A 23,527-nucleotide genomic window follows, 5' to 3' on the forward strand; every position below is an offset into this window, starting at 1 on the left:
TTTTGTTAATTTAAACTTTTCATTCTATAACCGAATTGGTCATTAACCGAAACAAAAAGTAACATCACGCACCAAATATTCTTAACCAGTTGCGGCATCTGGAGAGGTATAAATGCCTATGATAGCGCCGAAGTCGGCTGGACTTTCTCTGGATAATTTTCACTGGCCCGGAGCGATTTATTTTCAGGCTTGACAGCCTTTTCAAAGAATCGGTATGGTGGACTTGTCAGACAAATGGGAGGTAGAGTACATGTCAGGATGGCTTGGGAATCATTTTGTTACGCAGATTGGAATTTTGGTGAATGATGTTGAAAAGGTAAGCACGGCTTATGCGGAGTTTTTTGGACTGGAGAAGCCGGAAATTATCGTTACAGATACAGAAGATAAGGCGCAGACTCGGTATAATGGCGAGGCGACGGTGGCGCGGGCTAAGCTGGCTTTTTTTGATATGGGCTCCCTGCAGCTTGAGCTGATTGAGCCAGATCAGCAGCCCAGTACGTGGCGTGATTATTTGAATGAGCATGGTGAGGGACCTCATCATATTGCTTTTGTGGTTGAAGGAATGAAGGAGAAGATTACGCTGCTCGAAGGCAAAGGGTTCCCACTCCAGCAAAAGGGTGAGTATACCGGGGGGAGTTATGCTTATCTGGACACGTTCAAGGAGTTAAAGATGATTGTGGAACTGCTGGAGAACGATAAGGATAAAGGAGAGGATTTATAGTGAATATACTAATTACTGGTGCCGGACGTGGATTGGGTTATGAGCTGGCGGCTGAGGCATTGAAGCGGGGGCATGGAGTCATTGCCGGGGTTCGCCGTCCTGATCAGGAACAAACAGCACTATCCCAGCTTGCTGCGACCTATGGCGAGAAGCTGACTGTGGCCGCGCTGGACGTGACGGATGAAGAAGGAATCGCGGCGCTTGCTGCGAATCTGCAAGGACAAGGCCGGACACTTGGTGCCATTATTAATAATGCGGCGGTGCTGACCGCCAGGGACACACAGATTGAAGAGCTGGATTTCCAAGATATGCTTACCACGATGGATATTAATCTTTACGGACCGATGCGGGTGGTTAAGCATTTCTTGCCGCTGCTCACTGAACCCAAACTTTCGATTATCAATATATCGTCGGAAGCAGGCAGCATTACTAATGCTTATTCGGGAGACTATCCATATTCCATCTCCAAAACGGCACTTAATATGTTCTCACAGCAGCTGCATGTGTATTTAAAAGAACGCGGGGTACAAGTACTCGGCGTACATCCTGGCTGGATGCATACGGAGATGGGCGGGGCAGAGGCGCCAACGAATCCGACCCAAAGTGCTGAGGGCATCATGGACTTGATCGAGAAGCGGACAACACCGGAAGGTCATTTCATGTTTGTAGATTATACAGGTAAGGACATGAAGATTTAAGTAAGAGTGTTCTAACTAAAAGAGGTAACTCAATAGCCATTCGTGGCTTCTGAGTTACCTCTTTTTGATTTTTCTATATGCTTATTTATTTCTTAATCAATAAATAAGTCTATGAATGGTATTATATTATTCATTTCTATGGGACTAATTATAATCTCCCGTTTGGGACAAGCCGCATAAATGACCACAAAGTATAAGAGGAACTAATCTCCTAGATGAATCCATTGGTCCAAGAGTCCCTAAGGTAAAGCGAATATAAATACTACTATGATCCTTCATCCATTTTAAAAGAGGTGAATCTAAGATGAAAAGACAGGTGAAACCTAGTAGGAGAAGAAGACCTGCCTCCAGACTGCAGCCTAAACGTAGTTTAATTCTTAAGGCAAAAGCACAAATCATTAACTTTGCGGTTATTGGTGATAGTCATGTGGGGTATGGAAACAGCGCAAGCATTTTTAGGAATCTTTTGCCTAAAGCTGTGAATAGCGGGAATAAGAGATTTGTTATTTTTGGAGGAGATAATACGCAAGCGGGAGCTAATCATGGAAATAATGCGAATGCTTACTACAAGGACTTCAAGGATACGGTAACAAGCACGCTCGGGAGTATTCCTTATAAAGCATCTATAGGAAATTGGGAGGCAAGTACACAGTCCTTATTCAGACAATATTTAGGTGCTGATGAAGGGCAAATGAATTTCCCGGGTACTCAGGGGAAGGTCAAGTATGTATGGCTTAATTGTGCGCTTGGACGGTTCACTCCGGGTAGTATAAATTTGTTGAAAAATTTAGATGATAGTTTTTATTATATTATAGATTTTCATTGGCCCCTCAAAGTGAGCGGGATTACGGTGGACCCAACCCATGTATTAAGCGCATCGGAGACGAATAAGTTTTTTTCATCCATTCCTACAAAAGTGAGAGATAAGGTGCTAGCTATTTTTACGCATCATGGACATCTGTTTTACCAAAAACTTAGTAATATATATCCCGGTTACAACAAAACTAAATTTTTTGTATGCGGATGTTCCGGGGAATATAAATGCAAAACAAATGGCGATCGGGGTTATTACAATGCCACATTATCCATCAACGGGACAACATTTAATGTGGATGCTTTTAAGGTAGCGGTCAATTAGTAAAACAAAGCTAAGCTGATTTTCGGGAGAAGCCGGGGTCAGCTTTAGCAACAATTCAGGCACAGGATAATAGTAAGCTAGCAGGATTATTTAATATATTTGTATAATAGTTTATATATGTATTAAATGAATCATATTGGAGGGCTACCGATGAGAGGGTTAGTATTTAATTCTTTAGAACAGGCGGGTGTCTCGGCTTTTGGTGTGGAGCGCATTCGTACAGCCGCCGCGCAAATGGTTGAAGACAATATCACACCTGCGCAAGTTATTGTTGCTGCGAGAAAGGGGACGCTGCTGGTCCATCAAGCGAATGGAAAAACCGGCCCTGAAGCAGACGCAGCGGAATTAACCGTGGATACTATATTTCCACTCTGTTCCATAACAAAACTATTTACTGCAACCGCTATTATGATGTTAGTGGAACAAGGGAAAGTGGGTCTAAATAGGCCGGTTTCTGATTACATCCCCGAATTTACAGGGGAAAACAAAACAAAGGTATGCGTACATCATTTGTTGACACATACCTCTGGAATTGAGGTTGATGTGATTCGTTCTAATGGAATTGCCAAACAGGCGCAAGAGGAATATCCTCCACACGAACCTAATCAAGATCCAGAACTGCATAGTTACTTATATGGCGGTTATGATGCACCACTTAGCCATGAGCCAGGTACTGTGATGTCTTACTGTGGATATGGTTATGAGCTGTTGGGTGAAATCATACGGCGTGTTAGTGGACAAGCTTATGATGTATTCGTAAAGGAAACCATTTTTAAACCGCTGGGAATGGAAAATACATATTATCATGTGCCAATGGAAGTGCGGAACAGAGTAGTTAGACGTGCTCCTGAGGCAGCATGCGCGGAATGGGTAGACAGCGAATACAATTTGAATTCTGTATCTGCGGGGGGCGGCGCTTACTCAACGGCTATGGATTTGGCTGTTTTTGGCCAGATGTTCCTTAACGGTGGAATTTATAACGGAGTACGATTCCTTAGTCCGGTAACAGTAAAAGAAATGACCCGCAATCAAATTCCGGGCGTATCCTCACAATATAGAGATGAAGTTTTTCCTGAAGCGTACTGGGGATACGGATGGGCGATTAATGGCACGAAGCGTGACGGCGGAGATCTGCTCTCTCCTGATGCCTATTCACACTGGGGGGCGGCAGGTCCATTCCTCTGTGTGGATCCGATTTATCAGACGGTGACGGTTCATTTATCCGTTGAGCTGGATCACCAGAAGCCATTTAAAAATATGTATGTTGATTATTTCAATAATACCGTTCTGGCAGCGATCACAGATCTGTAATTCGCCCAAGGATCTGCAAGAATTTATCAAGGGTTGATTTTATAAAATCTAATATAAGAAAGCCAGTGGCATATATTAGTCCTATCTAATATGCACCACTGGCTTATTTTTTAAAAAATCTCTTGTTCAGCTACTGTTATCTGTAAACTCGATGATTGTGGCAGGATTTCTTATGTGTGTGCTTAACGCTTCCTTGAAGGAAATCCGTAATCTTTAGCATGCCACGCTACTAGCAGCGCAAGAATCAATAGTATAAACATTACCCACGGGAAGGAGCGGACACCAAGTGTTTCAATAAGAATCCCGCCCATCACGCCGCCACCGCCAATAGCTAGGTTCCATGCCGTCACCAACATCGATTGGGCCACATCTGCACTTTCGCCAGCGGTTTCGGCAACGGCTGTCTGTAGCAAAGTAGCCGCTCCTCCAAACGTCAACCCCCATACACCAACCACTAAATAGATCACTACGGGCTGGCTGCTACTAATGCCTAGTACAATGGATGACAAGGCGAAAGCAGCGAGGCTGATCAGAACCAATGGACGCAGCTTGCGGTCGATCAAAATACCGATGACCCAGATGCCAACAAGCGCTGTAATGCCGAAAATAAGCAGTACCAAGTCAACGCGCTGGGTTAGCCCGGCCTGAGTAAGATAAGGGGCAATGTAGGTATACAAGATGTTGTGTGCCAGTACCCATGCCAGAACAACAAACAGTACCGGCCGTACCCCCGGAATAACAAAAACCTTGTAGAGAGGGAGTCGCTTATCAGGGGCCTCTCCTGGATAGTCCGGTAGCTTCCAAAACACCCAAGCGATTAGCATCAGAGCCAATAGCGACATGATCCCGAAGATAGAGCGCCAGCCTACAAGGGTGCCAAGAAGTGTTCCCGCAGGGACACCGAGTGCCAGAGCGAGAGGCGTGCCAACCATGGCTACCGCCATTGCTCGTCCCTTGAGTGACTCCGGCACCATGCGCCGGGCGTAACCTGCTATCATCCCCCATAAGACTCCAGCGGATACGCCTGCGAAGAACCGAGCTGTCAGCGTAAGTATATAATTGGAAGAAAAAGTGGTGACGGTGTTGAATATGAGAAAACCAAGGATGCACATTAGTAGCAGTGGTCGCCGCCGCCATCCACGCGTCACGGTAGTTAAGGGGATCGCCGCCAACAGTGAACCCAGGGCGTACAAAGTGACAAGTTGACCTGCAAGGGCCTCGGAGACTCCAAGCCCGTCACCTATTTGGAGCAACAAGCCGGCCGGAATCGTTTCGGTAAGAATACAGATAAACCCCGTCATAGCTAGGGCGAGTAATCCAGCCCATGGCAGACGTTCAGAAGAGGGAGTGCTGGAGGCACTTTGTGTGGCAGAAGATGTGTTTTGGCTCATAGAGAAGCCCCTCTCTTATATAATTTTAGCAAACTCAATGATACACACGACGAATAGGTCTACTAGACAGAGCGCCTAGGCCGGTTTATTCCGGACCCAGGCACCTTGTGTTCTTGCTCTATTTATTACGTCTGTCATAAATGGCATCACAAAGGTCAACAGTAAACTGACCCGACATGCCTTCCAGTGCAGTATTAGTGAAAGCCACGACACTGAGGCGTTGCTTGGGATCGACGAACCACGAATGACCATAAGTGCCACCCATGCGCCAAGTACCCGGGGATTCCGGAGTGTCTGCGGCGACAGGATCCTTTAGTACCGTAATGCCTAGGCCAAAGCCTCGTCCTGGCCAGAAGGCCATTGGCAGATCACCGATCTGGTTGGTCGTCATATCGTGAACCAGTGACTCTGGTAGCAGCGGCGCTCCGCCCTTACGTAATGTTTCCAGCAGTTGCAAAAAGTCTCCGGCGCTGCCGACCATGCCAGATCCTCCAGAAGGATAGGCAGTAGTGTCAAATGCTCGGCTAGGGGCAAGCAGGAACCCAGCCGTTCCCTCCACAAAGGCAATACTGTCGGGCTCAAGTAAGGGCCGTGGCTCTGGAGTATCATTGGCATAGGAAGTGGCCAGCCGTTCTCGGTCAACTGCAATAAAACCCGTGTCGCTCATGCCAAGCGGCTTTGTCACGAGTGAATGTACAGCTTCACTAAGCGGTGTTTCTGTGACCTTTGCAATTACTGCTCCCAGTACATCTGTCGCGATGGAATATTTCCACTCGGTACCTGGCGTATAAAGGAGGGGGACAGAGGCAAGACGACGCAGGTTCTCTTCCAACGTGATGCCGGGCTGATCCATACCATCTGATACCCCTGCTGACTGATAGGAACCCTTCTCTTCTTGAAAAAATCGGTAAGACAGGCCTGCGGTGTGCGTCATCAAATGACGAATCGTCAAGGTCGCGAACTCGCCATTCTGCAAACGCGGCTGAAACTCTGGAAGCCAACGATCAACGCGGTCGTCCAGCTGTAGACGACCTTGCGCAACTAATACTAGGGCTGCCGTTGAAACGATAGGTTTAGTAACTGAAGCTAGCCGGAATAAGGCATCTTCTCGCATAAGTCGGCCTATCTCGAGGTCGGCAAAACCGGCAGCACGGCTATAAACCAGTTCCCCATCTATCATTACTTTAATGACAGCACCGACCAAACGCTTGTCAGCGAGGGTTCGATCGATTACTCTATCGATGCGACCTGATAAACATTCTGTATTTATTTTGTTTGAATCCAATATACTCATCTGTCTTCATCCCTTCGGAATAGTTAAAGCCAGGAACACTTTACTATGTAGGGTTATTATATATAACGAGTTATCTTGATTACATAAGGCAACTAAGTTAAATTAGCCTTATAACGGTTAATTACAGGCTAGTTAATATAGAACACCTTAAATTTAAAGGAGGCGATTTTGATGGACCATGTTGATAAGCAAATTCTTTTCCATCTTCAAAATCAAGCAAGAATTTCTATGACAGAGCTGGGGAAATGTGTCGGTTTATCGCAACCTGCGGTTACGGAGAGAGTTAGGCGTATGGAGGAAAAAGGCATCATCAGCGAATATCGCACCATAATTTCTCCTGAAAAGATTGGGAAACATGCTGCTGCCTACATGTTATTTCATTCTAGGGATTGTAATGCATTCCTTGATTTCTGCCGCTCAAGTCCTGATGTCGTCGAATGTTACCGTATAAGTGGGGAACACAACTACTTATTGAAAGTAGTAACCGACTCTACACGAGCCCTCGAGGAGTTCGGAAATCAATGTGATAAATACGGTACCTACACGATTCTAATCGTGATGTCATCGCCAATCGATCATAAATTTCTTATACCATCGCTTGAAGAAGCAAGCCTAAACTTACTGAGTTAGATTTTAAACATAATCCGTTAGCCTGTCGCAACAAAAAAAGACTCTTCTATATAAATAGAGGAGTCTTTTTGGTGTGGATATTGTAATAAAAATGATTGCAGCTGCTCCTTTTTCGTAGATACATCATGGACTCTCTATTTTATAAGTCTGGCGGTATTTTAATGGAGAAAGCCCGGTGATTTCCTTAAATACCCGACCAAAGTGAGTCATATTATCAAATCCAACATTTTCAGCTATCTTGGCTACTTTAAAGGCAGTATTAATTAACAAGGCACGAGCTTCCTTTATCCGCACATTATTCAAATATTCTGTAAAGGTGAAGCCTGTACTATCACGAAAAGTTTTGCAGAAGTAGGAAGGACTGATATAGAATCTGTTGGCAATATCGCGTATGGAATGACGTTGGTCGTAATAACGGTTGAGATAGTCAACAATTTCAAATATTTTTTTGTTCACTACACTGATTTCTTCAGTGATTGCAGGAGGCATCGCTTCCTGGTGGCGATAAATATAAATAAGCAGCTCAAACATAAGTGTTTTTAGATAGAATTCATAGCCGGGAGGTTGCTTCGTAAATTCAGAGACCATTTTATTGAATAATTTCTCGATAAAGTTTTGTTCAGAGCCATTAAATCGCAGCAGATGACAATCTCGTGTAAAAGTGGACAGCAAATCAAGCGTCTTATTGTTCGGAAACAGATCTTCGAGGAACTCGCGTTTAAATACAAGTGTTATTCGTTCAAAGGTCTCCCCACTCGAATTGACAAGCTTATGAATTTTATTGATGTCAATCAGCAATAGAGAACCCCCGACAACCTGATAAGCCTTATCCTCTATGAAATAGCAAATATCCCCCGAAACCATGTAAAAAACCTCATAACCGTTATGGTAATGTCGTGTAGGCATGCTGGATTGACTTTTTTTCTCTCGACTGATGTCGAATTTTTGTACTTCATAAAAATTGGTTTCCATTTGCTATCCCTCCCAATTCAGTTGTATGTCAACTATATTAACAAGAATATATGCAGAAAAACAATATATTTAGTGAATATATGTGCTGAAAATCATATTTTTAGACGCTATGATGAAGTTGTTCCGAATGGTTTAGCAAAGGGGGTGTGAAGAGAAAATTAGAATGTTATCTAAATTATCGAATTGTGTAATCTATATGTAAACTTATGCTGAAATTAGAGATACTTTGAACGATTTTAAACGAAAAATGAAAAAAGGTGGGACATAAAAATGAAATCTCAATTCTTAAAAAAGAACCTTCTTTCTACATTTCTACCCGTTGCAGTTCTCGGAATGTCATTGTCGGCATGTGCCGGATCTGGTGATAAGGAATCTACTATCGACCCTTCAGGTGTGCAGAGTAATAAGGGAGAGACAGTAGAGATTAATTGGGTGATGGCTGCAGATCCGGATAAAAAAGCTTGGCAAGACGAGACGATCGCTTCGTTCGAAGCCACTCATCCTAATATTAAAGTTCATCTTGAGAATATTCCGTATGATCAGTTCGATCAGAAGTTGACCACTATGATCTCAAGCGGCAACGCTCCTGATGTGTGGAATCCGAACCAGGCGGACAGCGGTTTTGCTACTTATATGAAGATGGGTGCCCTGAAGGACTTAACGCCTTACATTGAAAAAGGGGCTCCAGAGCTGGATACGATGGATAAGGATTTGCTGGATGTATATAAAATTGATGATAAATTTTTCGGAATTCCGCTTGTCAGCAATGCGACGTATCTGTTTTACAATAAGGATTTATTCGATCAGCAGGGTATTCCTTATCCAACAACGGACTGGGATGACACTTCATGGAACTACGATAAAATGTTAGAAATTGCTCAAAAGCTTTCTCATGATGTAGGTAATGTACGCAAGCAGGTATTCGGATTTGCAAGCGGCCTTAGTCCGAATGCTATGGCTTGGTCATTTGGCGGTGATTTTTTTAAGCCAGAAGCGTATACCTCAGGGGTTATGGGGGAGCCGGATCTACTTAATGACAAAAATATTGAAGCGTTACAATTTAACCTCGATTTAATTAACAAGTATAAGGTTACACCGGACCAACAGACTGTGTCTGCCGCGGCTCAGCTTGGAGATGTGTTCATGACGGGGGAAGTTGCCATGTACATTAATGGAGGTTGGGGATTGGGTTCTTATGAAAAAGCGGACTTTCGCTGGGGTGTCGCAGCTGTTCCCTACCATGATGGCCGCAAAGTGACACTTTTTGTGGACCCATGGAGCATCTCAAACTCAAGTAAACATCCGGATGAAGCCTGGGAATTTGTCAGATATCTGGCCGATCCCAAAACCGATGGAGGCGCCTATCGCTATATGAATGATGTCGGTAGAACGCCAGCGGACAGCAGCTTGTTTGAACTGTGGTACGAAAAAATGTCCTCGCAGATTGGGATGGATAAAGCGGAATTCAAACAAGTCCATGAGGGTGCTATTAAGTATGGACGTGAAGCTGAAAATCATCTGATCGTAAAGTTCAATACGATTCTAGAAACCATGAACCAGACCATGTCTTCTGTATGGAATGGAAGTAAAGATTTGAAAGATGGACTGAAGGAAGTGGATCAGAACCTCCGTTCACTCAAACTGGATTAACTAGAACTGGAAGGATAAGCGGCCGCTAATCGCAGACTAACCGGCCGCGTAAGGAGGATGATTCATGAAGCGAATGGCAACTGAGAGTAAGCGGGAGGAACGCGCCTTCTGGATGTTTATTATGCCGTGGTTTATCGGTTTCATATTGTTTACTGGCGGACCGATCATCGTGTCGCTGATGTTAAGTTTCTCCGAATACAATGTAATTTCGTCTCCTGAATTTATAGGGTTTGATAATTTCAGGCTGTTATTTCAGGATAGGCTGTTCTACAAATCGTTATCTGTCACCATCTATTATTCCTTATTGTCCGTACCCTTTACCATTGTATCTTCGTTGGTGATTGCCCTGCTGCTGAATCAGAAGGTTCGAGGACAGTCATTACTTCGTACGCTGTATTATGCGCCAAGTGTTATTTCCGGGGTGGCTGTGTCTTTCCTGTGGTCTTGGCTGCTTAACCCGACCTTCGGGGTAGTCAATTCCTTACTCTATGACTGGTTTGGTGTGGAAGGTCCAGGCTGGTTCACGAGCCCGGGGACGGTCGTCCCATCTATGGTTCTGATGCAGTTAACGGCGTCAGGTTCAACCATGGTGATATTCCTAGCTTCCTTGCAATCTCTTCCGAGTGATCTATATGAAGCGGCGTCAATTGAAGGAGCAGGTGTGTGGAAAAAGTTCTACAAAATTACACTTCCGCTCATTTCGCCGGTGGTTTTGTTCAATACGATTATTGCAATGATCGCTTCCCTGCAAGTATTTACTGAATCCTACGTCATTACGAAAGGCGGACCGGACTGGAGTTCATATTTCTATGTATACTACTTGTTTGATACAGCCTTTAAACAATTTCGGATGGGTTATGCCTCTGCTCAGGCCTGGATTCTATTTATCATCCTTTTTACACTGACTCTTGTATTCATGTGGAGTTCGAAGCGGTTTGTCCACTATGAATATGACTCTAAAAGATAGGAGGGATTCACATCATGAGACAGCGAAGTTTTTTACACGGCAAGCTGAAGCCCATTCAGAAGATACTGTTATATCTAATCCTTTATGGCGGCGTTATTCTTTTCGCATTCCCGTTATTCTGGATGTTGGTCACCTCGCTAAAAACCATGGGCGACATTCATAAAGTCCCGATGATATGGCTGCCATCCTCTATTCAATGGAGTAATTATAAGCAAATTTTCATAGATGCTCCAATGGGGCGATATTTATTGAATTCGGTAGGCTACACATGTATCTCAGTATTTGGGACTGTGCTTGCCTCCTCTATGGCTGCGTTTGCGTTCGCTCGTCTGCGTGCCCGTGGAAATATGCTTCTGTTTGTGCTTGTACTCAGCACAATGATGATCCCGTCACAAGTGACTTTGATTCCTCAATATTTGTTATTTAATCAAATTCATTGGACAAATTCTTATTTGCCGCTTATCGTTCCGGCATTTACAGGCAGTGCATTTGTTATCTTTTTGCTACGCCAATTCTATCTTGGGATCTCTAGGGAAATGGATGAGGCAGTTAAGATAGATGGTGGAGGACATCTGGTCATGTATTGGAGAATTCTCCTGCCCTTGTCGGCACCGGCACTCGCTACATCGGCTGTTCTAGAAATCATGTCCCGTTGGAATGATTTATTTGGTCCACTTATTTATTTAAGTGAAAGCAGTCAATATCCTCTTTCACTAGGATTAGCAAATTTCACAGCCGCATATGGACAAACACCATGGAATCTGTTGATGGCAGCATCTGTGGTAACCGTCTTTCCGTTGCTGTTATTGTTCTTTTTTGCTCAAAAAGTATTTATTCAAGGAATTGTTATTTCTGGATCGAAAGGTTAACGCGAATCATAAAAAAGTTTATTACCTGGAGGGAACTTATGAAGTTTGATTATCATACACATCATAATCGTTGCGGGCACGCAACAGGAACAGTAAGAGATTATGTAATTGCAGCCATTGAAAAGGGATTACAGGTTATTGGAATCTCAGATCATACTCCTGCATTTGCGCTGGAGGAAGACCTGCCCTGGCCCGGAGGAGCTATGGCGAAGAGTGAATTTCCTGCATACGTGGATGAGGTTCTAGCTTTAAAAAAAGAATTTGCGGGACAGATTGATGTAATGCTGGGGATTGAAGCGGACTTTTTGCCTGATTCCCTGGATATATATCGTAGTGTCATCGCCAGTTATCCCTTTGATTATGTGATTGGTTCGATTCATAATTTCGGCGGAATCAGCATTTACGATGGAGAATACTGGGACGGATTGGATCAGGCGGGGAAACTTGCGACCAAAAATCTGTATTATGATTATGTCTCTCAATCGGCTAAAAGTGGCTTATACGACATACTAGGCCATGTGGATGCTTTAAAGCGGTATTTTCCCGGTTATTCCGGCTTGTGGACAGAAGCGCTGGATTTCACCCTGCAAACCGTTGCAGCAAGTGACGTAGTTCTCGAAATTAATACTTCTGACGATAACTGTGTCCCAGATACGGCTTTTCTAGAAAGAGCTCTGTTTCATGGTGTGAAGGTCACGATTGGATCAGATGCACATGAACCCGAACGGGTGGGAGATCAGTTCGAAGAAGTCCGGAAAAACCTGCAGGCCATTGGCTATCGGGAATGGGCTACATTCCATAAACGGGTTAGAACAATGGTTAGTCTAGACCAAATATAAAATGAATTAAGTAGCCAAGCTAATGCCGGCATCACCTAGTTTCCAACGGCAGGTCATTATCAGCTGATCATCCTCCAGTTCGGCTGTCAGCGTGCCACCCATTTTATTCATTAGACTTTTGGCGATGGAGAGACCCAGCCCGGAAGCTTGAGAAGATCGGGTACGGTCTGCGGTATAGAATCGGTCAAATAAGAGGTTAATATCGCTTCCGACTAGTTCCTTCGCATCGTTTACTATTGTTAAGTCAGCTGTTTCCTGCTGTCGTTCGAAATGGATTTCTACATACCCAGTCGCATGTTTGACCGTATTGACAAGTAAATTTTCGACAACTCTCCGCACAGCGGATTCATCGGCGTATACGGATACATTTTCCTCAGGTAGCCGTATATCCGGTGTAATATTGCGTTCGTTGAAAGAATCGTAAAATCCGACCAGTATTTCCGAGAGTAGAGCCCTCATCCCAAGCTTTTCCGTATGTAGAGGATAATCTAGCGATTCGATCAAGGAAAGCTCAAAAAAATCATTCAGCAGCGCCTGCAGCCGTTTCGTCCGATTTTTAACGATGGCAACATATTCAAGCTTTTCATCAGGGGTAATTGACTCATCCTCCAACAGTTGAATATAACCGAAGATGGAGGTGAGGGGTGTACGGATATCATGTGAAATATTCGCCACAGCCTGACGGAATTCTTGTTCGACACGTTTTCGCTGGGCTTCCGCTTCGACGATTAAATCAGATTGACGATTGATTTGTCCCGCAAGCGCCTCAAGCTTCTGGTCGAATAGAGCCACATCAATTTTTTTACCGGATGCTCGCTCGTTGTAGGTATGCAATTGCTCTGTTATCCGCCCTAGTTCTCGCCTTAACATTAAGAAACGGAAAAGCAGGAGAGCTCCTGCCGCAAACAATATGATTGTCAGAATAAGCAACACTCTCCTGCACCCCCCATTTGTTATTTGATCTCTTTTCGGTGGAATACGAGAATACCGAGTACCCCGGAAACGGCTATTGTCAACAACGGCACGAGTAGAAGCGCTGGCCAATCTCCGCTGTCGATACTGGGCTTACCGATATCGCTCACCCGTTTGAAGATGGAATAATCGTACAAATTACTAAAGAAAGAGATCTTCGAACCTATACTAGCCAAAACCGTATCGATCATAAGGAAGAAAATCATTGAGAAGCCGATAGTTTTGCCGCTGTCGGTTAGGATTACGGTGAACAGCGCCCCGATGGCTGCGTAACCAGCCGTGTACAATAACGTTAGCCCGAGAGCTCGCGGTATGAAAAGTGTAGTGCTTCCTTCCGGCAGATGACCGAAGCCCGAAAGCAGCGTGACTTCGACTGTGCTGACAATAGGAAAGACGAGCGAAATCGCCATGGCTCCAACTGCGAATACGATTAGTTTTGCTGCGAACAGCCGCCCTCTGGTGTTGCCCGAAGATGCGATCGTCTTCATGACTCCTGTGGAATATTCGTTAGAGATAAAGAATCCAGCCAGAATGGCTACGCCGAATTTAATAATGTAGGCATTGCTTGAAATAAAGGTAGTCAGAAATTCAGCGCCGGTGATCTGAGGTTCCCCATTGGACCGATGATCAAAATAATATAGCAATGGGTAAGCAAGCGAGAGAACGGAAAGTGCCAATAGAAAAGTCCAAAATGATCTATTCTTACGGAGCTTGAAAAACTCCACTCTGATCAGATTATACATTTAGGTTCCCCCCAATCCGCTTTGTAAAATAACTTTCCAAGTCTTCACCCATAGGCATAAACTTCTCGATCTCGAGGCCGGCATTGAATAAAGCTGTTGATACTTTGCCTGGCTGCTCAATACGGCTATACAACTTGATGGTTCCATCCTGCATCACTTCGAAATCGGCCGTACCCAGCTCGTTCTGAATGACGGCTGTTGCCTTGCCCGGATCATCCACTTTGATAAATAAATACTGCTGACATTTCTCGTTTAATTCCTCCGCAGTGAGTTGTTCAAGCAACTGACCGTGATGAATAATGCCATAATGACTTGCCATTAAATGCAGCTCACTTAGAATATGACTTGAGATCATTATCGTAATGCCTAGCTCACGGTTTAGTCGCTTGAGCAGTTCGCGCATTTCGACGACACCCATCGGATCCAACCCATTAGTTGGCTCGTCCAGAATCAGAAATTCGGGATCTCCCAGTAAGGCGATGGCAAGACCTAACCGCTGCTTCATTCCAAGTGAGAAATTTTTGGCTTTCTTCTTTCCGGCGCCCTGCAGTCCAACTTGCTCTAGCATTCTAGGAACACAATCTTTGCCGGGAATACCACGTAGAATCCGGTTTGCTTCTAAATTTTCACTCGCAGTCATATGGGGGAATAAAGCGGGACTCTCGATAATCGAGCCGATTCGCTTACGAGCCTGGATCAGGGCTTGCTCTTCACTGGCTCCGAACAGCTCGATCGTCCCCTGAGTCGGAAAAGCAAGTCCGGTCACAATCCGGATTAATGTTGATTTTCCGGCTCCATTTTGTCCAATAAAACCATAAATAGAGCCTTTACGGATTGACAAATTGACTTTGTCCAGCGCTGTATGGCCCTTGAACTTTTTGGATAGCTGATTTGTTTTTAATACATACTCGTACATCTCGTCTTGGCCTCCTTTTCGTGATAGACCAAGTATAGAATTGAAAACATAAGAAGAGCTAAAGCCAAATCTTAAGAATGTCTTAAGGCTTGAGCCGATAACCTATGCCCCATACCGTCTCGATAAATTCGCTTCCTGGTGCGGCCTTGGTTAGCTTGCTGCGCAAATTGCTCATATGGACATTGACCGTATTGTCGTCCCCGAAATATGGCTCGTGCCAGACTCTTTCATACAAATTCGCTTTCGTAAACACCTTTTTGGGGGCTGACAAAAGTAACGAGAGAATTTCAAACTCTAGAGCTGTGAGCGTCAGTTCCACACCATTTGCCGTAACCGACATCGCATCTCGATGAAGTACAAGGCCCTGATGCTGGAGCACGTTAGGCAAAGCCGATTGCGCAATCCGCGAATACAAACGTAGATGAGAATCGATCCGTGCAGAGACTTCTTCAACATCGAAGGGTTTTGTAATGAAATCATCCGCCCCCGCCCGTAGGGCAGACACCTTGGTCTGGGGCTCACCCTTGGCGGAAATGATAATTACCGACATATCGTCCCGCCCGGCAATCCTCTCAAGTAGTTCCTCTCCCGACATGCCAGGCAGCATCAGATCCAGTAGCAGCATGCTCCATTGACGTTGCTCCAGATAGAGAAGTGCCTCCGTTCCCGAGTAAGCGGGTTGGGGAATGTAGCCGCTTTTCTTAATAATGCTGCACAGCAATCGGTTGATGTCGCTGTCGTCCTCAGCAACAAGAATATGTATCGGGTTATTCATTTAATCTCCTTTTTCCACCTAAAATAGGTCGTTGTTCGGATGAATGCCTATTAAATAGGATAGCAGGTTTTAGATTCTGTATCCAGATCCAGCCAATTTCTGCATTTTGGTTATTCAAATCTATATCACCGATTCTCGTGAGTTCATTTTTATATAAGAAAGAGACTCTTCTATTTAAATAGAGGAGTCCCTTTGCGATGTTAAGGTATTTAGATAAATAGATTATGACCCGACTGATCGGCTTGGCCGAGGTAATAACCAACGCCGCCGATTCCGACACCGTCAATCAGTTCTTCACGAGTGATGCCCATAAGATCCATGGACATTTGGCAGGCGACGATTTCCACACCTTGGTCGATAGCCATCTGAATCAATTCCTCCAAGGAAGAGATATTTTTGCTCTTCATTAGAGAGCGGATCATCTTCGAGCCCATGCCCATCATGTTCATATTTGAAAGCGTCAGCTTCCGGCTGCCGCGTGGCATCATGGCACCGAACATTTTTCCGATAAAGTTTTTGTTCACAGGCACCTTCTCATCCTTGCGGATAATATTGAGGCCCCAGAAGGTAAAGAACATTGTGACTTTTTTGCCGCTGGATGCTGCTCCGTTGGCAATGATGAAGGAAGCGATCGCTCTATCCAAATCCCCGCTAAAAACAACCATTGTGCTTGCATTGCTAGTTTGAATTACTTGTGCGCCTGCTCCGGTTGGTGCTGATGCTGAAGTCCCGATAACTCCTTTGCGCAGATAAGCTTCGATCATGCCAGTAGGCAGCTTTGTTAGCTGCAAAAGCGTATTGTTGGACATACGAGCCCAAGCCTTGATATCCTCATAAAATCCGGGATCGGAAGCAGTGACCTTCAGGACTTGCCCGTCCAAGAGCGGGTCCATGCTCATTTTAACTTGGATCAGCGGCCCTGGGCAGCACAGTCCGCAGGCATCAAGCACGGAATCAGGTGTTGTGAAAGCTGTAGCGTTAACGGTTGGTGTAACTGTGCCAGTTCCAGTCTCTGTCCCAGTTCCAGTTCCAGTCTCCGTCATTGCTCCCGTTGCTGCGATTTCTTTACTGGCTGCTGGTGTACCAACGTTTGGCGTCAAGTTATCTTTTTTTTTAGGCGTAAATTGGCTCATCTGATAGGTTTTATAACCGCCGGTCAGATTCTTCACACGGTAACCTTTTTGCTGTAAAATCCGGGAAGCGGTGTAGCCTCTGAGTCCAACTTGGCAATACACCCAAATTTCTTTACTAGAGTCAAGCTCGCTTAGCCGACTACGCAGATCATCCACAGGGATGTTAATAGACCCTTCAATATGACCATTAGCATGTTCGATTTCCGAACGTACGTCAACTAAAATGGTATTGTTTTTGTCACGACCTTCTAAATCCTTAGGGACGAATACCGTAGTCAAACCATGCAAAATATTTTCAGCGGCAAATCCAGCCATATTCACCGGATCTTTAGCGGAAGAATAAGGAGGGGCATAAGATAGCTCCAACTCCGTCAAATCAGTGACCGTACCTCTAAAACGAATAACTGTAGCGATATCGTCGATACGTTTGTCTACACCACTGTAACCTACAGCTTGTGCTCCTAGCACCGTACCTTTTGGATCAAAAATCAGTTTCATAGATATCGGGGTTGCCCCCGGATAATAGGTTGCGTGTGAGCTTGGATGTATATAAATCACGTGATACGGCAGACCCAAACGTTGTAATGTTTTTTCGTTATTTCCGGTAGAAGCACCTGTGACTCCAAAAACCTTTATAATAGAAGTCCCTTGTGATCCTTTGTAAGTTGTGCCGAGACCACTGACGTTGTCCGCAGCAATCCGCCCTTGCTTATTGGCAGGACCAGCTAGTGGAATAGCGGTTTTTGTTCCGTTTACGAAATCAACCACCTCAACCGCGTCACCTACAGCGAACACTTGATCCAGATTAGTCTCCATCCGCTCATTGACTAAAATATGGCCGCGGGGACCGAATTCTAAGCCACTGTCCTTCAGAAAAGAGGTATCCGGAGAAACGCCGATAGCCAGCAGAACCATATCACTTTGCAGTACAGTGCCACTTGCTAATTGCACCTGTATTTGTTCTCCCACCTCAGCAAACCCTTGGACCATATCGGAAAAAATAAGATTAACACCATGCTCGTCGAGTTCTTTTGCCAAAATAGAAGACATTTCAGTATCGAATGGAGCTAATATTTGTGGTCCTGCTTCAATTAAGGAAACTTCCAGACCAGCTTCTCTAAGGTTCTCAGCCATTTCCACACCGATAAATCCACCACCGATCACCACGGCCGAACGTGTGCCTTCCGCAGCGACTTTAGCTTTGACTTTGTCAGTGTCGGGAATGTTACGCAACATGTGTATTTGGGAACTCTCGATACCGGGCAGATTCGGACGAATCGGTTTAGCACCTGGCGATAAAATAAGCGCATCATAGCTCTCTTCATAGGAGCCTTTTTCTATGCTTTCTACTCGCACTTTTTTGTTCACGGGGTCGATAGACACGACTTCACTTTGAATCCGAACATCGATGTTAAAACGTTTGTGCATCGCCTCCGGTGTCTGCACCAGCAGCTTGGAGCGGTCCTGAATGGACCCACCGATATAATAAGGAAGTCCGCAATTGGCAAAAGAAATGTACGGATCACGCTCAAACATTACAATAAGCGCATCTTCATCTAATCTCCGAAGTCGGGCGGCTGCTGACGCGCCTCCTGCAACACCGCCAACAATTAATACTTTTTTACTCATGATGACTTATTCCTCCCCTAAAAATAACTGAATCAGATGTTTGATTTTTTCGTCTTTAACAGAATAGTTAATCTCCAGCCCATTACGTTCGGTTTCAACGATGCCTAGTGATCTAAGCTTCTGTAAATGCTGGGACACCGTAGATTGTGGAAGATCGAGACAGTCCTGCATGAAGCTAACGTTGCAGCTGCCCTTTTCCAGAAGTCCTTTGATGATGCACAAGCGCACGGGATGAGCTATAGCCTTTAAGGTTTCGGCGGTTTGGTTATAAGCTTTGAAATTTTTGTCCATGGTAACGAACACCTCGCTTTACAATATCCTTATATCGTAATATTATGATATAGTGATATGGAAATCAAGTTATTTTTATAAAGGTGAAGGAGAGATGCTCGATGTCTTTTAAAATTTCAAAGGAAATTACCCCACAGCAAGTAGCGGAACGCTTGAAGAATGGCGAGACTCTTACCATGTTGGATATACGCGAACCCGCCGAATGGGTGGAGGGACATGTAATGGGTGCTAAACATATTCCGCTTGGACAGTTATTGATGCGCTTAGATGAACTGGATTCTCATGGCGAGATAATTGTGATGTGCTTAAGTGGTGGCCGTAGTGGACTGGCTTGTGAGCTGCTGAGTGAAAAGGGGTATAACGTTGTGAACATGACGGGTGGATTAGGGGCTTGGACGGATGATTTTTTGGTACGGGAGTAATGGCATGAGCATGATGGTACGGATCCTACTGAGTATCTTAATTGTCTTTAGTATTTTGAGGTTTTTACGTTATGCATGGCCTGTTCGTTCACTTTCTTATATAGAAGTCCGTGAGGTTCGCGAATTAGCAGATCAATCACTGGCTATGAAAATGCTCGATGTCAGGGATGCCGTTGATTACCAGAAGGACAGTATCCGTGGTTCGATAAATATATCGCTTGGGCGGTTACCTTATGTCTGGCAGCACTGTCTATCTCCAGGCGATTCAATATTAATTCTTGCAGGAAGTTACTACAAAAGAAATAAAGCTGCGCGAATTCTTTATAAGCAGGGATTTCGTAAGTTATATGCGGTAAACGGTGATTTGTTAGGGAACAAAAGAACGCTCTCCGACATTTCTGTGAAAGGTTGTTGTGAAGGATAATGGATTTATGATCATTGATTTCCCGTCTCGGATTGAAGCTAGGGTGTCGAAGTCAGGGTGTCGTTGGAATGATCTCTTATGATGCCTATGGGTGAGGCGCTCGGCATGCACATTTGCTAGGTGAGGGAGAGCAGCGAAGAGGAGCAATATGTCACTCTAGTTGAGCCGCTATATTAATGGTGCTAAGTTGTGATGTTGTGGCTAGGTCGCTATATTAATGATGCTAAGCCGCGATGTTGTGGTAGGTCGCAATATTAATGTTGCTAAGTCGCAATGTTGTAGGTAGGTTGCTACATTAATGTTGCTAAGTCGCGATGTTGTGGCTAGGCCGCTATATTAATGTTGCTAAGCCGCGATGTTGTGGCTAGGTCGCTATATTAATGTAACTAAGTCGCGATGTTGTAGGTAGGTCGCTAAATCAATGTAGTTAAGTCGATGTTGTAGCTAGGGCGCTAAGTGATGTAACTAAGACGCAATCCAGCCAGCCTCACTCGAACTCAGTTTTAATTGCATTTTGTGCAGCTAAACTTCAGTAGTTTTAGGAAAAGTAACAATTAACTGCACTTTGTACATCTAAATTTGATCATTTACGCTTAACTACCTAATATCTCCTTTTTTAGTTGTAGAAAGTACAACTAAATGGACTTTTAGGGGGATAAGGGTTAAATAGTTGCATGAAATACAATTAAATAGAAAAATCACAGGTCGATAGCCAGTGAATAGTGGAGAATGGGAGACGATTTTAGACAATTTCAAAAAGGTAGGTCGAATAATATTATTCTAGGGGAACTTAGTCAAACCGAGATTACTTTAACTGAACCTACTATACAAAACATACTATATTGAGCTAAGTCTAGTCGTCTAACTCAAAAGTAGTTTACTTAACCGAGATTGTTCTTGCTGAGCTAATACTAACTGAACTGTAGTGATCTAACTGTAGCTAAATTTAGCTGAACTCACTGTAGTGATCTAACTGTAGCTGAAATTACTTTAATGCAACATACTCTAACCAATGTGATTTTTTAATAGGCAAGTATATTTAGCTCGATGCTAACGTTGAATGTAGAGTGTCATTGACAGCATAAGAAGGCGAATACTATACTTTTGAGTAATAGGACGAAGCACGTCCCGCATCCATAATTGGGTGCGGGATTTTTTTATGCCAAGGAGGAGGGGAACGTTATGGGATTTACGGAAGAACATCGTAAGTGGGTGGAAGATCATATTAGTCGAAGAACGGGAGAAAGACGGGGGAGATTGGAGCGGGGACATGGGCATGGTGAGCGAATGTTTGCGGAGAAGGTTTGGTGGCCGATGATGGGTCATTTTGATGATCTCCATCCTGAATATGAAGTGTTGGATTGGCGGGGATGGCCTTATTTTGTTGATTTTGCGTGGAAGCCTGGGCAGGTTAAGTTTGCTTTTGAGGTAAAAGGTTACGGCCCACATGTGCAAAACACAGATCGGACGCGTTATCGGCAGGAATTGAATCGAGAGACTTATCTACAAATCGCGGGTTATCGGGTAGTGGCGATACCATATGATGATCTGGAAGCCAATCCTGAGAATACTATTTTTTTGTTGAGATCATTGCTGATGCCGTACCTCGCTTTGAGGACAGAAGAGAAGGAGGCGTTTAGTCGACTGGAGCGTGATATTTTGCAAATTGCGGTGCGTTCGAACGGGGACATTCGGCCTGTTGATTTGGTGAGGGAGCTTGGCATTGATCTGCGTACAGTTAGGAAATGTATGAGGTCGCTTTGTGAGAAAGGTAAGTTTAAGCCGATAGTTTCCCAGGTGAGTGGGAGGGTTTGTCGCTATGAATATGTACATTCACTTAACGATATTCAGCTGTGGTGAATAAACGGTATAAATCCCGTAGATTGTGGGCGTGGAGCGAGAAGTGAGCAAATGAACGGTATAAATCCCGTAGATTGCGGAGATGGAGCGAGAAGTGAGCAAATAAACGGTATAAATCCCGTAGATTGTGGGCGTGGAGCGAGAAGTGAGCAAATAAACGGTATAAATCCCGTAGATTGTGGGCGTGGAGCGGGAATTGGGCAAATGAACGGTATAAATCCCGTAGATTGGAGGCGTACAGCGGGAATTGGGCAAATGAACGGTATAAATCCCGTAGATTGGGGGCGTGGAGCGAGAAGTGAGCAAATGAACGGTATAAATCCCGTAGATTGCGGAGATGGAGCGGGAATTAGGCAAATGAACGGTATAAATCCCGTAGATTGCGGAGATGGAGCGGGAATTAGGCAAATGAACGGTATAAATCCCGTAGATTGCGGAGATGGAGCGAGAAGTGAGCAAATGAACGGTATAAATCCCGTAGATTGCGGAGATGGAGCGAGAAGTGAGCAAATAAACGGTATAAATCCCGTAGATTGTGGGCGTGGAGCGAGAAGTGAGCAAATGAACGGTATAAATCCCGTAGATTGTGGGCGTACAGCGGGAAGTGAGCAAATTGGACCTCTGTCAAGAAAGTGGACAGTCACGCAACAGACATTCTAGTCAATTGCTCAGCAAAACGAACTGGAGAAAGATACCCCAGCGCGCCATGCATTCGCTTGCGGTTATAATAAAACTCAATATATTGAAAAAGTGTCTGGTAGGCTTGCTCCTTAGTTTTGAAGCGTGGATTACAATAAATGAGCTCCTTTTTCAAAATGCTGTGCCACGACTCGATACAGGCGTTATCATAACAATTACCTCTGCGGCTCATGCTGGACTCCATGCCATACGCTTTCAACTGCTGCCTGTATTCATGAGAAGTATATTGAGAACCTCTATCGGAGTGATGTAATAGACCCTTTTCCGGTTGTTTAGCTTCGTAAGCATCTTGTAAGGCGCCCGAAATTAAGCTAGTTTCCATATGGTTCTCCAAGCGCCACCCCACGATTTCGCGCGTGCAAAGGTCCATTACACTAGCCAGGTACAAGCGCCCTCCCCGGCAAGGAATGTACGTAATGTCGGTAACCCATACTGAATTGGGTTTGAGTATTTTAAATTGCTGGTTCAGCGTATTCGGGGCAATCGGATGGTCATGATTGGAGTCAGTGGTCTGTACGCGATACGTTTTGGAGACAATGGAGCGAAGCTTCATATGTCGCATGTACACACTCACCGTGCGTTCGGTAACGGTATAACCTTCTTGATGTAACAGGCGGGTGATCTTCGGACTCCCATACCGCTTTTGATGGTCTGCAAAATGATACTGAATTCGCTTCATTATCGCAGCCTTACGAAGCATATGCGTACTGTTTTTTTCTGTCCGCCACTTGTAGTACCCGCTCCGTGACACATGTAGGGTCATGCACATCTTCTCCAAGAGAAACTCGGAGCGATGTTTTTCAATAAACTGGAATCTCAGTTCCTTGGTTTGCTGAAGATGTGCACTGCTTTTTTTACGATCGCTAATTCCTCTTCCACATCGGCAATCTTGTTATCTTTTTCTTGAAGTTGACGGCTCATTTCTTTCAACTGTGCCTCGAGTTCCCGTACTCGATCCACGCTAGCTGCCGGTTCATTCTTTAGTTCTCGATACTGGCTCATCCATTGATGCAGGGTACTTTTTGGGATGTTGAGCTCTTCCGCCAAGTCGCCCACTGTCTTTGTTTGCTCTTGAATGAACTGCACTGTCTGTTTTTTAAATTCTTCGTTATACCGTTGTCGATGTTCTCCCATGTGAACACACCTCCGTGGACTCATTATCGCCAGTCTGTTAACTACTGTC

Annotated in this window: 24 protein-coding genes; 12 read left to right on the plus strand and 12 right to left on the minus strand. The window is 44.6% G+C overall.

Translation table 11 applies throughout. From position 1 onward, the window contains the following. Positions 1–250 precede the first annotated feature (250 nt). The 4 genes from NYE58_RS08435 to NYE58_RS08450 all read left to right on the plus strand — a co-directional run bounded on the left by NYE58_RS08435 (position 251) and on the right by NYE58_RS08450 (position 3,868). Positions 251–721 (plus strand): VOC family protein, encoded by a 471-nt coding sequence (locus NYE58_RS08435; protein WP_076225217.1) that lies wholly within the window; start codon positions 251–253, stop codon positions 719–721. After that, positions 721–1,419, plus strand: coding sequence for an SDR family oxidoreductase (locus tag NYE58_RS08440; RefSeq protein WP_036675756.1), 699 nt, complete (start codon positions 721–723; stop codon positions 1,417–1,419). The genes NYE58_RS08435 and NYE58_RS08440 overlap by 1 nt, the downstream gene beginning before the upstream one ends. 304 nt (positions 1,420–1,723) lie before the next feature. Next, positions 1,724–2,557 (plus strand): metallophosphoesterase family protein, encoded by an 834-nt coding sequence (locus NYE58_RS08445; protein WP_076098875.1) that lies wholly within the window; start codon positions 1,724–1,726, stop codon positions 2,555–2,557. 150 nt (positions 2,558–2,707) lie between these two features. Continuing rightward, positions 2,708–3,868, plus strand: a complete 1,161-nt coding sequence (locus NYE58_RS08450) for a serine hydrolase domain-containing protein (protein ID WP_076316720.1) — start codon at positions 2,708–2,710, stop codon at positions 3,866–3,868. A 182-nt stretch (positions 3,869–4,050) separates the two neighbouring features. On the opposite strand, the gene NYE58_RS08455 is transcribed toward NYE58_RS08450, so the two are convergent. Next, complete coding sequence (locus tag NYE58_RS08455) at positions 4,051–5,259, minus strand: MFS transporter (RefSeq protein ID WP_076144493.1); 1,209 nt, start codon at positions 5,257–5,259, stop codon at positions 4,051–4,053. A 118-nt stretch (positions 5,260–5,377) separates the two neighbouring features. Further along, positions 5,378–6,553: a serine hydrolase domain-containing protein gene (locus tag NYE58_RS08460; protein ID WP_341001551.1), complete on the minus strand. Its 1,176-nt coding sequence runs from the start codon at positions 6,551–6,553 to the stop codon at positions 5,378–5,380. Positions 6,554–6,724: 171 nt separating this feature from the next. Between NYE58_RS08460 and NYE58_RS08465 the strand changes: the two genes are divergently transcribed. Further along, positions 6,725–7,183: an Lrp/AsnC family transcriptional regulator gene (locus NYE58_RS08465; RefSeq protein ID WP_036675753.1), complete on the plus strand. Its 459-nt coding sequence runs from the start codon at positions 6,725–6,727 to the stop codon at positions 7,181–7,183. Positions 7,184–7,306: 123 nt separating this feature from the next. Here NYE58_RS08465 and NYE58_RS08470 read toward each other — a convergent pair whose 3' ends face one another. Then, complete coding sequence (locus NYE58_RS08470) at positions 7,307–8,155, minus strand: AraC family transcriptional regulator (protein WP_036675751.1); 849 nt, start codon at positions 8,153–8,155, stop codon at positions 7,307–7,309. A gap of 270 nt (positions 8,156–8,425) precedes the next feature. On the opposite strand from NYE58_RS08470, the gene NYE58_RS08475 reads away from it, so the two are divergent. From NYE58_RS08475 to NYE58_RS08490, 4 genes are all read left to right on the plus strand, one after another. Next, positions 8,426–9,805: an ABC transporter substrate-binding protein gene (locus tag NYE58_RS08475; protein WP_076316721.1), complete on the plus strand. Its 1,380-nt coding sequence runs from the start codon at positions 8,426–8,428 to the stop codon at positions 9,803–9,805. 64 nt (positions 9,806–9,869) lie between these two features. Further along, positions 9,870–10,772 (plus strand): carbohydrate ABC transporter permease, encoded by a 903-nt coding sequence (locus tag NYE58_RS08480; protein ID WP_036675748.1) that lies wholly within the window; start codon positions 9,870–9,872, stop codon positions 10,770–10,772. Positions 10,773–10,786: 14 nt separating this feature from the next. Next, positions 10,787–11,641 carry a carbohydrate ABC transporter permease gene (locus NYE58_RS08485; RefSeq protein ID WP_036675746.1) on the plus strand — a complete coding sequence of 285 codons (855 nt, stop codon included), beginning with the start codon at positions 10,787–10,789 and terminating at the stop codon, positions 11,639–11,641. Positions 11,642–11,679: 38 nt separating this feature from the next. After that, on the plus strand, positions 11,680–12,480 hold the full coding sequence (locus tag NYE58_RS08490) for a histidinol-phosphatase HisJ family protein (protein WP_036675745.1): 801 nt from the start codon (positions 11,680–11,682) through the stop codon (positions 12,478–12,480). 6 nt (positions 12,481–12,486) lie between these two features. Here the strand turns inward: NYE58_RS08490 and NYE58_RS08495 are convergent, their stop codons facing one another. From NYE58_RS08495 to NYE58_RS08520, 6 genes are all read right to left on the minus strand, one after another. After that, complete coding sequence (locus tag NYE58_RS08495) at positions 12,487–13,413, minus strand: sensor histidine kinase (protein WP_249267682.1); 927 nt, start codon at positions 13,411–13,413, stop codon at positions 12,487–12,489. Positions 13,414–13,433: 20 nt separating this feature from the next. After that, on the minus strand, positions 13,434–14,195 hold the full coding sequence (locus NYE58_RS08500) for an ABC transporter permease (protein WP_076141190.1): 762 nt from the start codon (positions 14,193–14,195) through the stop codon (positions 13,434–13,436). After that, positions 14,188–15,111, minus strand: coding sequence for an ABC transporter ATP-binding protein (locus NYE58_RS08505; protein WP_076141191.1), 924 nt, complete (start codon positions 15,109–15,111; stop codon positions 14,188–14,190). The genes NYE58_RS08500 and NYE58_RS08505 overlap by 8 nt, the downstream gene beginning before the upstream one ends. Before the next feature lie 82 nt (positions 15,112–15,193). Then, the gene (locus tag NYE58_RS08510; RefSeq protein WP_076141192.1) at positions 15,194–15,886 is read right to left on the minus strand and encodes a response regulator transcription factor; all 693 of its coding nucleotides are present in this window, start codon (positions 15,884–15,886) and stop codon (positions 15,194–15,196) included. Positions 15,887–16,095: 209 nt separating this feature from the next. Then, positions 16,096–18,648, minus strand: coding sequence for an FAD-dependent oxidoreductase (locus NYE58_RS08515; RefSeq protein ID WP_341001552.1), 2,553 nt, complete (start codon positions 18,646–18,648; stop codon positions 16,096–16,098). Between the two features lie 6 nt (positions 18,649–18,654). Beyond that, the gene (locus NYE58_RS08520; protein ID WP_036675735.1) at positions 18,655–18,939 is read right to left on the minus strand and encodes an ArsR/SmtB family transcription factor; all 285 of its coding nucleotides are present in this window, start codon (positions 18,937–18,939) and stop codon (positions 18,655–18,657) included. Positions 18,940–19,040: 101 nt separating this feature from the next. On the opposite strand from NYE58_RS08520, the gene NYE58_RS08525 reads away from it, so the two are divergent. The 3 genes from NYE58_RS08525 to NYE58_RS08535 all read left to right on the plus strand — a co-directional run bounded on the left by NYE58_RS08525 (position 19,041) and on the right by NYE58_RS08535 (position 21,645). Then, complete coding sequence (locus NYE58_RS08525; protein WP_076307996.1) at positions 19,041–19,361, plus strand: rhodanese-like domain-containing protein; 321 nt, start codon at positions 19,041–19,043, stop codon at positions 19,359–19,361. A 4-nt stretch (positions 19,362–19,365) separates the two neighbouring features. Further along, complete coding sequence (locus tag NYE58_RS08530; RefSeq protein WP_051490866.1) at positions 19,366–19,785, plus strand: rhodanese-like domain-containing protein; 420 nt, start codon at positions 19,366–19,368, stop codon at positions 19,783–19,785. 1,182 nt (positions 19,786–20,967) lie between these two features. Next, the gene (locus NYE58_RS08535; RefSeq protein WP_036675732.1) at positions 20,968–21,645 is read left to right on the plus strand and encodes a winged helix-turn-helix domain-containing protein; all 678 of its coding nucleotides are present in this window, start codon (positions 20,968–20,970) and stop codon (positions 21,643–21,645) included. Here the strand turns inward: NYE58_RS08535 and NYE58_RS37460 are convergent. The 3 genes from NYE58_RS37460 to NYE58_RS08550 are packed head-to-tail and all read right to left on the minus strand — an operon-like array spanning position 21,633 to position 23,478. Beyond that, entirely contained in the window at positions 21,633–22,289 is a 657-nt protein-coding gene (locus NYE58_RS37460) for a DUF1720 domain-containing protein (protein WP_445671755.1), read from the minus strand. The two genes, NYE58_RS08535 and NYE58_RS37460, sit on opposite strands and share 13 nt — an antisense overlap. After that, positions 22,286–23,212: an IS3 family transposase gene (locus NYE58_RS08545; protein WP_143766314.1), complete on the minus strand. Its 927-nt coding sequence runs from the start codon at positions 23,210–23,212 to the stop codon at positions 22,286–22,288. Before NYE58_RS08545 ends, NYE58_RS37460 begins: the two co-directional genes overlap by 4 nt. Further along, positions 23,161–23,478, minus strand: a complete 318-nt coding sequence (locus NYE58_RS08550) for a transposase (protein ID WP_036683594.1) — start codon at positions 23,476–23,478, stop codon at positions 23,161–23,163. Before NYE58_RS08550 ends, NYE58_RS08545 begins: the two co-directional genes overlap by 52 nt. Positions 23,479–23,527: the final 49 nt, after the last annotated feature.

This window comes from Paenibacillus sp. FSL L8-0708 (assembly GCF_038009325.1).
GTDB lineage: Bacteria > Bacillota > Bacilli > Paenibacillales > Paenibacillaceae > Paenibacillus_AQ > Paenibacillus_AQ odorifer.

Coding starts and splice junctions, on each gene's coding strand:
- NYE58_RS08435 (WP_076225217.1), top strand. CDS start 251: ATGTCAGGATGGCTTGGGAATCATTTTGTTACGCAGATTGGAATTTTG.
- NYE58_RS08445 (WP_076098875.1), top strand. CDS start 1,724: ATGAAAAGACAGGTGAAACCTAGTAGGAGAAGAAGACCTGCCTCCAGA.
- NYE58_RS08450 (WP_076316720.1), top strand. CDS start 2,708: ATGAGAGGGTTAGTATTTAATTCTTTAGAACAGGCGGGTGTCTCGGCT.
- NYE58_RS08455 (WP_076144493.1), bottom strand. CDS start 5,259: ATGAGCCAAAACACATCTTCTGCCACACAAAGTGCCTCCAGCACTCCC.
- NYE58_RS08460 (WP_341001551.1), bottom strand. CDS start 6,553: ATGAGTATATTGGATTCAAACAAAATAAATACAGAATGTTTATCAGGT.
- NYE58_RS08465 (WP_036675753.1), top strand. CDS start 6,725: ATGGACCATGTTGATAAGCAAATTCTTTTCCATCTTCAAAATCAAGCA.
- NYE58_RS08470 (WP_036675751.1), bottom strand. CDS start 8,155: ATGGAAACCAATTTTTATGAAGTACAAAAATTCGACATCAGTCGAGAG.
- NYE58_RS08475 (WP_076316721.1), top strand. CDS start 8,426: ATGAAATCTCAATTCTTAAAAAAGAACCTTCTTTCTACATTTCTACCC.
- NYE58_RS08480 (WP_036675748.1), top strand. CDS start 9,870: ATGAAGCGAATGGCAACTGAGAGTAAGCGGGAGGAACGCGCCTTCTGG.
- NYE58_RS08485 (WP_036675746.1), top strand. CDS start 10,787: ATGAGACAGCGAAGTTTTTTACACGGCAAGCTGAAGCCCATTCAGAAG.
- NYE58_RS08490 (WP_036675745.1), top strand. CDS start 11,680: ATGAAGTTTGATTATCATACACATCATAATCGTTGCGGGCACGCAACA.
- NYE58_RS08500 (WP_076141190.1), bottom strand. CDS start 14,195: ATGTATAATCTGATCAGAGTGGAGTTTTTCAAGCTCCGTAAGAATAGA.
- NYE58_RS08505 (WP_076141191.1), bottom strand. CDS start 15,111: ATGTACGAGTATGTATTAAAAACAAATCAGCTATCCAAAAAGTTCAAG.
- NYE58_RS08510 (WP_076141192.1), bottom strand. CDS start 15,886: ATGAATAACCCGATACATATTCTTGTTGCTGAGGACGACAGCGACATC.
- NYE58_RS08515 (WP_341001552.1), bottom strand. CDS start 18,648: ATGAGTAAAAAAGTATTAATTGTTGGCGGTGTTGCAGGAGGCGCGTCA.
- NYE58_RS08520 (WP_036675735.1), bottom strand. CDS start 18,939: ATGGACAAAAATTTCAAAGCTTATAACCAAACCGCCGAAACCTTAAAG.
- NYE58_RS08525 (WP_076307996.1), top strand. CDS start 19,041: ATGTCTTTTAAAATTTCAAAGGAAATTACCCCACAGCAAGTAGCGGAA.
- NYE58_RS08530 (WP_051490866.1), top strand. CDS start 19,366: ATGAGCATGATGGTACGGATCCTACTGAGTATCTTAATTGTCTTTAGT.
- NYE58_RS08535 (WP_036675732.1), top strand. CDS start 20,968: ATGGGATTTACGGAAGAACATCGTAAGTGGGTGGAAGATCATATTAGT.
- NYE58_RS08550 (WP_036683594.1), bottom strand. CDS start 23,478: ATGGGAGAACATCGACAACGGTATAACGAAGAATTTAAAAAACAGACA.